This window comes from Sulfitobacter sp. HI0129 (genome assembly GCF_001635395.1).
GTDB lineage: Bacteria > Pseudomonadota > Alphaproteobacteria > Rhodobacterales > Rhodobacteraceae > Sulfitobacter.
In genome coordinates this window covers 1-9,150 of record NZ_LWGH01000798.1, presented here as the reverse complement: position 1 = coordinate 9,150, position 9,150 = coordinate 1, and the positions used below count along the sequence as shown (strand labels likewise).

Annotated in this window: 10 protein-coding genes; 5 read left to right on the top strand and 5 right to left on the bottom strand. The window is 63.4% G+C overall.

The window, feature by feature from the left end:
• Both A3764_RS19205 and sfsA read right to left on the bottom strand, forming a co-directional pair.
• A partial coding sequence (locus A3764_RS19205) for a M24 family metallopeptidase (protein WP_150122308.1) occupies nucleotides 1-455 on the bottom strand: 455 nt, incomplete at its 3' end.
• Between the two features lie 61 nt (nucleotides 456-516).
• Nucleotides 517-1,215 carry a DNA/RNA nuclease SfsA gene (gene sfsA / locus A3764_RS19200; protein ID WP_067920572.1) on the bottom strand — a complete coding sequence of 233 codons (699 nt, stop codon included), beginning with the start codon at nucleotides 1,213-1,215 and terminating at the stop codon, nucleotides 517-519.
• A gap of 48 nt (nucleotides 1,216-1,263) precedes the next feature.
• Between sfsA and A3764_RS19195 the strand changes: the two genes are divergently transcribed.
• The 4 genes from A3764_RS19195 to A3764_RS19180 are packed head-to-tail and all read left to right on the top strand — an operon-like array spanning nucleotide 1,264 to nucleotide 4,263.
• The gene (locus A3764_RS19195) at nucleotides 1,264-1,983 is read left to right on the top strand and encodes a competence/damage-inducible protein A (protein WP_067920570.1); all 720 of its coding nucleotides are present in this window, start codon (nucleotides 1,264-1,266) and stop codon (nucleotides 1,981-1,983) included.
• Nucleotides 1,983-2,699, top strand: a complete 717-nt coding sequence (locus A3764_RS19190; protein WP_067920579.1) for a GNAT family N-acetyltransferase — start codon at nucleotides 1,983-1,985, stop codon at nucleotides 2,697-2,699. The genes A3764_RS19195 and A3764_RS19190 overlap by 1 nt, the downstream gene beginning before the upstream one ends.
• Nucleotides 2,700-2,710: 11 nt before the next feature.
• Nucleotides 2,711-3,280: a peroxidase-related enzyme gene (locus tag A3764_RS19185; protein ID WP_067920568.1), complete on the top strand. Its 570-nt coding sequence runs from the start codon at nucleotides 2,711-2,713 to the stop codon at nucleotides 3,278-3,280.
• Nucleotides 3,277-4,263 (top strand): OmpA family protein, encoded by a 987-nt coding sequence (locus tag A3764_RS19180; protein ID WP_236628253.1) that lies wholly within the window; start codon nucleotides 3,277-3,279, stop codon nucleotides 4,261-4,263. Before A3764_RS19185 ends, A3764_RS19180 begins: the two co-directional genes overlap by 4 nt.
• Before the next feature lie 243 nt (nucleotides 4,264-4,506).
• Here A3764_RS19180 and A3764_RS19175 read toward each other — a convergent pair whose 3' ends face one another.
• The 3 genes from A3764_RS19175 to A3764_RS19165 all read right to left on the bottom strand — a co-directional run bounded on the left by A3764_RS19175 (nucleotide 4,507) and on the right by A3764_RS19165 (nucleotide 8,645).
• Nucleotides 4,507-5,412, bottom strand: a complete 906-nt coding sequence (locus A3764_RS19175; protein WP_067920566.1) for a LysR family transcriptional regulator — start codon at nucleotides 5,410-5,412, stop codon at nucleotides 4,507-4,509.
• A 150-nt stretch (nucleotides 5,413-5,562) separates the two neighbouring features.
• Nucleotides 5,563-6,504 carry a zinc transporter ZntB gene (locus A3764_RS19170; protein WP_067920759.1) on the bottom strand — a complete coding sequence of 314 codons (942 nt, stop codon included), beginning with the start codon at nucleotides 6,502-6,504 and terminating at the stop codon, nucleotides 5,563-5,565.
• A 113-nt stretch (nucleotides 6,505-6,617) separates the two neighbouring features.
• Nucleotides 6,618-8,645: an NADPH-dependent 2,4-dienoyl-CoA reductase gene (locus A3764_RS19165; RefSeq protein WP_067920760.1), complete on the bottom strand. Its 2,028-nt coding sequence runs from the start codon at nucleotides 8,643-8,645 to the stop codon at nucleotides 6,618-6,620.
• 180 nt (nucleotides 8,646-8,825) lie between these two features.
• On the opposite strand from A3764_RS19165, the gene A3764_RS19160 reads away from it, so the two are divergent.
• On the top strand, nucleotides 8,826-9,150 hold a 325-nt coding region (locus A3764_RS19160; protein ID WP_067951955.1), incomplete at its 3' end, for an RNA pyrophosphohydrolase.

Here is a 9,150-nt window from a genome sequence, read left to right as displayed (position 1 = left end):
GCATCGATGCCGCGCATCAGGCTGTCGTGGGTGACCTGAATGAGGCGCTCCGCCTTCCGGCTGAGTTTGCCCGCCACATACATCCGTGAGGTATCGCCGTACCAGCCATCGACGATCACGGTGACGTCGATATTGAGGATATCGCCGTCCTTCAGCTTCTTGTCGCCGGGGATGCCGTGGCAGACAACATGATTGACCGAGATGCAGCTCGCGTGGGCATATCCCTTGTAGCCGATGGTCGCCGATTTCGCGCCGGCGGCTTCGACCTTTTTTTCGATCATCCGGTCAAGCGCTCCGGTCGTCTGGCCTACGGTCACATGTTCCGCAATCTCGTCAAGGATTTGCGCGGCCAGCCGTCCTGCCGCATGCATGCCCGCGAAATCGGAAGGGTCGTAAATGCGAATGCCGTCCTTGGTCTGACGGCCTCGGTGCTGCTCGCTCACCGGATACTCCATCGATAGTTTTCCTTTCTTATCGCGGTGGGACCGGAGGTGCCAGTACCTGCACTCACGATGCCTAGCCCAGCGGGCCGGTAACGGTAATGCCCTGGGGGCTGATGTGGGTCCCCAGGGCTATGGTTTCCAGACCCTGCGCGCGGGCGGCATCCCACGCGGCGGCATAGGCAGGGTCGATATCGCGCGCGAGGGTGACATCGGTGCAATCGGTCCGCTGCACGCAGTAGATGAGCATTGCGCGGTGGCCTGCGGCGGCCATGCGCCCCAGTTCCGTAAGGTGGCGCGCGCCCCGGGCGGTTACGCTGTCTGGAAACTCCGCCAGTGCGCCGTCACGGCAAAGCGTGACGGATTTGACCTCTACCCACGCATCCGGCAGGCCGGGCTCGCTCAGCAGGAAGTCAGCCCGGGAGCCTTCTCCGTACCGGACCTCTGCCCGGCGCGTGCCATAGGCCTTGAGCGGCGGAACAAGCCCCGCGTCCAGTGCTTCGGCGACAAGACGGTTCGCGCTGCCGGTATCGACGCCGGTGAAATGGCCGTTCTCGTGATCGACCAGCCGCCAGCCGTACTTCAGCTTGCGCTTCGGATCGTCGTTCGGCTCCAGCCAGACCCGCGTGCCCGCCGTGGCGAGGTCCGTCATCGCGCCGGGGTTGGCGCAATGCGCCGTGATCGTTTCGCCGCTTTCTTCCAGAGTGCAGTCCGCCAGAAACCGCTTGTAGCGTCGGTCGAGCCGCGCGGGGACAAGTTGGGTTTGAAAGCGCATGGGCAGCGGCCTATACCCAAGGTCAGCCAATCTCAAGGAGGTACCCCCATGGCGAACCCGACCGCAGCGATGCTTGTCATCGGGGATGAGATCCTGTCGGGGCGGACGCGGGACAGCAACATGCACCATCTGGCGCAGAAGCTGTGCGATATAGGCGTGGACCTGAAAGAGGCGCGGGTGATCGGGGATGAGCACGGGGCGATTATCGCCGCGGTGCAATCGCTTTCCATCGCCTACACCTATGTCTTCACCAGCGGGGGAATCGGCCCCACGCATGACGACATCACCGCCGAATGTATTGCTGCCGCCTTCGACCGTTCGATCGACGTGCGCGATGATGCGCGCGCCATTCTGGCAGAGCATTACGACAAGTCGAGAACCGAGCTGAATGCCGCCCGGCTGCGCATGGCGCGCATTCCCGAAGGTGCTACGCTGATCGACAACCCGGTTTCCGCCGCGCCGGGCTTCATTCTGGAAAACGTGCATGTGATGGCGGGGGTACCTGCCGTGTTCGAGGCGATGGTGGACAGTATCCTGCCCACGCTGACCGGCGGCGCGCCGCTGCTGTCCGAAACCATGCGGGTCGAGAGAGGCGAGGGGGATATCGCCGGGCCGCTTTCCGACATCGCGGAGGCTTTCCCCGCCTTGGCCTTCGGATCCTATCCGTTTCAGAAAGATGGCCGATATGGCGCGCATATCGTGATCAGGGGTAACGATCAGGACCAGATCGACCAAGCGCTCGCCCGCCTCGAAGAGACCTTTGCGTGATCGCTGACCGGAACGCCCTGCTGGCTGCCATCGACGGCACATGGCCAGCCGCCCGCCGCTGGGAGGAGGGGCCATGGACCCTGCGCGAAGGCAAGGGCGGGGGGCAAAGGGTATCGGCGGCGTCCGCGCATGGCGTCATCGCGCCGGATGACATCGCCGCCGCCGAGGCCGCGATGAAGGATGTGGGCCAGAAACCGCTCTTCATGGTTCTGGCAGAGGACCGTGCGCTCGACACCATGCTGGCGGAACGCGGATACGCGGTAAAAGACCCGGTAAACCTGTGGAAGGCGCCCATCGCGGCGCTGACGAACAAGGCCATTCCGAGGGTCACGGCCTTTGCCATCTGGGAACCGCTCGCCATCATGGAAGACATCTGGGCTTCTGCCGGGATCGGCCCCGCGCGTCTTGCCGTGATGCACCGGGCCGCCTGCAAAACATCGATCCTTGCCCGGTGGAACGAAAAGCCCGCGGGCGTCGGTTTCGCCGCTGTGCATGAGGGCGTCTGCATGGTCCACGCCATAGAGGTTCTGCCCCATCAGCGCCGACAGGGGGTCGCGGGCTGGATCATGCGCCGCGCCGCCTTCTGGGCAGCGGAGCAGGGGGCGCAGGACATCGCCGTTCTCTGCGTGAAGGAGAACGAAGCCGCGAATGCGCTTTACCGATCGATGGGATTCGAGCGCGTCGAAGGCTATCACTATCGCACGTCACCAGAATGAAGGATGCCGCCATGAGCAACGAAGCACCTACCGCACTCGACCTGCCGATGGTCCACCCCCTGCCGGCGGAAACGCGCAAATACTTCGAGGTTTGCGAGGAAAAGCTGGGCATGGTGCCCAATGTCCTGCGGGCCTATGCCTTCGATATCGACAAGCTGAATGCCTTCACCGCCATGTACAACGACCTGATGCTGGGGGATTCCGCGCTCTCGAAGCTGGAGCGTGAGATGATCGCGGTGGCGGTATCGTCCTATAACAAGTGCTACTATTGCCTCGTCGCCCATGGCGCGGCGGTGCGGGCCCTGTCGGGGGATCCGCAACTGGGCGAAGCACTGGTGATGAATTACCGCGTGGCTAAGATCGACGCGCGACAGATGGCGATGCTGGATTTCGCCGTGAAACTCACACGGGAAAGCGCCGCGGTGACGGAAGATGACCGTCAGGCCCTGCGCGAGGTCGGTTTTTCCGACCGGGATATTTTCGATATCGCCAGCGTCGCGGGGTTCTTCAACATGACGAACCGCGTGGCCAGCGGTACCGATATGCGACCGAACGACGAATATCACGCACAGGCGCGATGAAGCATCCGGCGTCCCGGATCATGCGGGCATGGCTCTCGGGCCTCGCGTTCGCACTGGCGATACTACCGCAGGGTGCCTTGGCGCTGGAACTCAAACTGCCGTCGAATGCCCAGCTGACGGCAGAAAGAGATACGGGGCCCGATCGCTATGTCGCGCCGGTCGGCGTCTTTTCCGAAGGGGTGGTGGCGCAACTTGCGTTTGATGGCGAGGTAAGGCGCGCGGCCTGGCGGCTGGAAGGACGCGGCCTGACGCCCCTGCAGATCGTGGCGCCCCTGCGCGCCCAGTTGGTCGAAGCGGGTTTCGAAATCGTACTGGATTGCGCGGCCGAACAATGCGGGGGGTTCGATTTCCGCTTTGCCGTCGAAACGCTGCCCGGCCCTGCGATGTACGTCAACGTGCGTGCCTATCATTTCATCACCGCGGTGCGGGGGGAGGACGACTCCCCGCCGACCGAAGCAGTGACCATTCTGGCCAGCGCGTCGTCCACGGCAGCCTATCTGCAGATCATCCGCGCCGGGACGCTCGGCGATGGCGCCGGTGTGGAGCGGACGGCCCCCGCGCTGCGGCAGGTCTCTCCGGCGGCGGAAGTGGCGATACCGGCGGAGGGGGAACTGGCAGAGACACTGCTGGCGCAGGGCAACGCGCTGTTGCCGGGGCTCGATTTCGGTTCCGGCACCTCGAAACTGCAGGCGGGGGAGTACTCGGTCCTAGGCGAACTGGCGGCCTTCGTCAAAAACCATCCCGATCTGCGGGTGGCACTCGTGGGGCATACCGATACCGTGGGCAGTCTGGCGGGCAACATCAGCCTGTCACGCCAGCGGGCGCGATCGGTACGCGAACGCCTGATCCGGGACTACGGGCTGGAGGCCGGGCGGCTGGATGCCGAAGGGATGGGCTATCTCTCTCCGGTCGCTTCCAACCTCACCCCGGAGGGTCGCGAAGCCAATCGTCGCGTCGAAGCCGTCGTGCTCCCGGCGGAGTGAGGGCGGGTGCTCAGGGCGATCTCCGACCTCCATGTCGGTCTCGTCAGCCAGTCGATCAGATCCATGGCGCGAACCCCTTCTTCGTCTTCCTTCTTCCGGGGTCGGACCCTAGCGCAGGATGAGGGCCAAATCTGGGCGGGAAAACAGCAAGAGGCAGAAGAAAAACCCCGCCCTTATCAAAGGGGGCGGGGGCAGGTCGCTGACTTTTGCGACCCAGTTCACCGAGGGAGGTCGGATATAGAATTACCAGTCGTTGGGGCCTTTTTCGGCAAAGGTATGAACCAGAAAATCGATGAAGGCGCGCACTTTTGGCTGGGTGAAGCGGCCGGGTGGATAGACCGCGTAAATGCCTTGGTTTTCCAGGGGCAAGTCGGGGATGGCATCCTCTACAAGGCCCTTCTCCATCGCGTCGGAATAAAGAAAGCTGGGCAAATAGGCGATGCCCAGACCGGAAATCGCGGCGTTGAGCAGGGACTGCCCATCGTTCACCGACAGCCAGCCCGCCGTGCGCACCTGACGCTTTTCGCCCGAAGGCGCGGTCAGCTTCCAGACATTGCCCGAGGACTGGTTGGAATAGTGCAGAAGCTTGTGGTTGTTCAGATCGTCGATCTTGTCGGGCCTGCCATATTGCTCGAAATACTTGGGGGAGGCGATCATCCGCTTCGTGGTTTCCGTAAGTTTCCGCGCGCGCAGCGTGCTGTCTTCCAGCTCTCCGATGCGCACGGCCATGTCGAACCCTTCAGAGATCAGTTCGACGTAGCGATTGTTGAGCACCATGTTCACGGTGATGTCCGGGAAGTCGGACAGGAACTCCGACAGGGCGGGGGAAAGGTGATTGACGCCGAAGTCCGTGGCGACGGATATGCGCAGAAGGCCGGAGGGGGCCGATTGCATCGACGTCACCAGCGCATCCGCTTCGCCTGCATCGTTCAGCACCCGCCGGGCGCGGTCGTAATAGGCAAGCCCGATCTCCGTCGGGGAAACCCGCCGCGTCGTGCGGTTCAGAAGGCGAGCCCCAAGGCGCGCTTCCAATGAAGAGACGTGCTTTGATACAGCCGACTTGGAGATGCCCATCTTCTTGGCGGCATCGGTGAATCCGCCCTGATCGACGACCGTGGCGAATGCTTCCATTTCCGTGAGGCGATCCATGCCCGTTCCTTCATCACTATTCTTCTTTCAGGGCACAGCAATGACCGAGAATTCAGGCAGGATCGGGGCAGGGGTGGGACAGTAGCAAGGTAATTGACGGGATCGTCCAGCTTGTGGAAACGCGTGAACGCTGCGTTTCCGGGCGCGATATCAAAGCCATCGCACCCATTTGAGGATCAGTACCATCACCACCACCAATCCCGCCATCGAGGCGCAGAGAATGGCGAAGGCATAGGGATCGTCGATCCCGGGCATTCCGCCGATGTTGACCCCGAAGAGACCGGTCAGAAAGCCCAGCGGCAGGAAGACCGCCGCGGCTACGGACAGCACATAGCCGTGCCGGGCCTGTTTGCGCGCCACATGCAGGTCGTGTTCGTCCTGCACGGTAATGAGCCGCTCCTGCAGCGCGTTCAACTCTTCGACCGCGATAGTCGTTCGGTTTGCCAGTTCCCGCAGGGTCAGCGTGTCCGGCTCGGGTATGATGGGCAGGTTGATCTCCACCAGCCGGTGCAGAGCGTACCGCTGTGGTTCGAGATAGCGACGCAGTTTGATCACGCTGCGCCGGGTTTCCGGCAGTTCGGGCGGAATGGGTGTGCTGTCGTCTTCGAGATCGTCTTCGAAAAATTCGGTCAGCCGCGCGATCTTTGCCACCTCGTCCTGAACCCGATGGGTCAGCCGGGATACGAGCGCCTCGATGAAGGCGGCGGTGGTGCGCGGGACCTTTCCCTGTGTCGCCAGTTGCCGGATTTCGTCAATGGCAAAGACCTTCCGCATCCGTACCGTGATGACGACGTCGTCATCGATCCACATCCGGACGGAGACCATCTGGTCTGCATCCTGACCTTCGTTCATATTGATGCCCCGCAGGTTCAACATGATGCCTTCGCCGTACCGGTCGCAGCGGGGCCGGGTTTCGGGTTGCAGCAGTGCGCCCCGGGGGATCGGGGGCAGGACCCCTTCGAGCCATGTGGCCAGCTCGGGATCCGCAAGGTCGAAGTGCCACCAGCGGTATCGGCCGGGACCCGTCAGTGCCCTGTCCTCGGGAACCTCGGTCGTTCCATCCGCAAAAACATCGAAAACGCAGATCGGCATTGTCACCCTCGGCCTGTCACAGGCACGGCCAGCAGTTGGGCCGCACGGCGAAAAGCGGTAGCGTCTCTTTCGAACGATGCCAAGTGTTTCGGGGGGCGCTCCTGCCCCCCGGATCAGAGCGCTGCGGCCAGACGGGTCCCCTGATTGATGGCGCGCTTGGCGTCGAGTTCGGCCGCCACGTCTGCCCCGCCGATGACGTGACAGGTCCGGCCCTTGGCTTCGAGCGCGTCGGCGAGGCTGCGGTCCGACAACTGCCCGGCGCACAGGACGATAGTATCCGCCTCGATCACCTGAGGATTCTCGCGTGCCTCTCCGAAAGAGATATGCAGCCCCTCGTCGTCGATTTTTTCGTAGTTCACGCCCGCGATCATCTTCACCGCCTTCATGGTCAGAGAAGCACGGTGGATCCAGCCTGTCGTCTTGCCGAGACCCTTGCCCACCTTGGACGTCTTGCGCTGCAGCATCGTGACCTCCCGGGCGGGGGCATGGGGCTGCGGACCTTCCGGCGCCAGGCCCGACCGGTGTTCGGCGGGGTCGGCCACGCCCCATTCGCGCATCCATTCGGGCAGGTTCAGCGTCGTGCTGTCGCCGTCATGGACAAGGTGTTCGGACACGTCGAAACCGATGCCGCCCGCGCCGATCACGGCGACCCGGCGTCCCGCCGTGGCCGTTCCGTCCAGAATGTTCACATAGCTCACCACGTTGTCGCGGTTCTGGCCCGGGATCTGCGGGTCGCGCGGTACGACGCCGGTGGCAATGATGACCTCGTCATAGTCGTCCAGATCGTTGGCGGAAACCTCGGTGTTCAGCTTCACCTCGATGTCGAGATCGGCGATCATGCTGCGATACCAATCGACGAAGCCCCAGAACTCCTCCTTTCCCGCCACCTGCTTGGCGAGGTTCAGCTGCCCCCCGATTTCCTGCGCTCGGTCGAAGATCGTAACGCGGTGACCGCGCTGGGCCGCCGTGATCGCCGCCGACAGCCCCGCAGGCCCGGCCCCTACGACAGCGATTGCCCGCGCGGTTCCGACAGGCTCGATCCGCAACTCGGTTTCATGGCAGGCGCGCGGGTTGACGAGGCAGCTTGAAATCTTGCCGCCGAACGTATGGTCGAGACAGGCCTGGTTGCAGGCGATGCAGGGGGCGATCCGGTCGGATTTTCCAGCCATGGCCTTGGCCACGAAATCGGCATCCGCCAGCATCGGCCGGGCGAGCGAGACCATGTCGGCGCAGCCGTCGGCCAGTACCTCTTCGGCCACCTCAGGCGTGTTGATCCGGTTGGAGGTGATCACAGGGATGCCCACCTTGCCCATCAGCTTCTTGGTGACCCAGGCAAAGGCTGCCCGCGGAACGGAAGTTGCGATGGTGGGGATACGTGCTTCGTGCCAGCCGATCCCGGTGTTGATGATCGTGGCGCCCGCCTTCTCGATCTCCTGCGCGAGTTGCACGACTTCGTCGTAGGTCGATCCGTTGGGGATAAGATCGATCATCGACAGGCGGTAAATGATGATGAAATCCTCACCCACCGCTTCGCGGGTCCGGCGCACGACCTCGATGGGCAGCCGCATGCGATTCTCATAGGCCCCGCCCCAGCGGTCAGTCCGCTTGTTGGTATGGGTCACGAGGAACTGGTTCAGGAAGTACCCTTCGGAGCCCATGATCTCCACCCCGTCATAGCCCGCTTCCCGCGCGCGTTCGGCACAGGCGACGATATCGGCGATCTGCTTCTCGATGCCGTCTTCGTCCAGTTCCGCCGGCGGGAAGGGGGAGATCGGTGATTTGATCGGCGAGGGTGCAACGCATTTCGGGCCATAGGCATAGCGCCCGGCATGGAGGATCTGCATGCAGATCTTGCCCCCTGCCTCGTGCACCCGCCGGGTGATGACGGCGTGGTTGTCGATGTCTTCCTGCGTGACCATCATGGATGCGCCGGGCAGAACCGATCCTTCGAGGTTGGGCCCGATGCCGCCCGTCACCATCAGCCCCACTTCACCGCGCGCCCGTTCGGCGTAGAATTCTGCGACGCGGTTCCAATCCTTGGTTTCTTCGAGGCCGGTGTGCATCGACCCCATGAGCACCCGGTTCTTGAGCGTCGTAAAGCCGAGGTCGAGCGGTGCGAGCATATGGGGATAGTGGGACATCGAAAAACCTTTTCTGCCAGAGGCGCTGCGCGGCGCAGAACACCCCATGTCCCCTTGCGAGTCACGTTAAACGCGGCGTCACCCCCGCGATGTCCGCGACGGAAGCCGCGCGCTGCCCTGCTGTGTACAAGGCCCGCGATAAGGCGCTACTGTGAAGGCCTGCGATGAAAGGTATCCCCGGTGCGACCAGAAGAGATCGAGAAGCTTCCCTACCGCCCCTGCGTGGGCGTCATGATGATCAACGATGAGGGCAAGGTTTTCGTCGGCCAGCGGCGGGACAGGGACACCGACGCGTGGCAGATGCCGCAGGGCGGGGTGGAACCCGGCGAGGACCTGCGCGAGGCCGCCCTGCGCGAATTGGTGGAGGAGACGGGGGTGCCCCCGGAGCTTGTCGAGGTCGTGGCGCAGACCCGGGACATGCTCACCTACGACCTGCCGCATGATCTTGTTCCGCGCATCTGGAAGGGCCGGTTTCGGGGGCAGAAACAGGCGTGGTTCCTGTTGC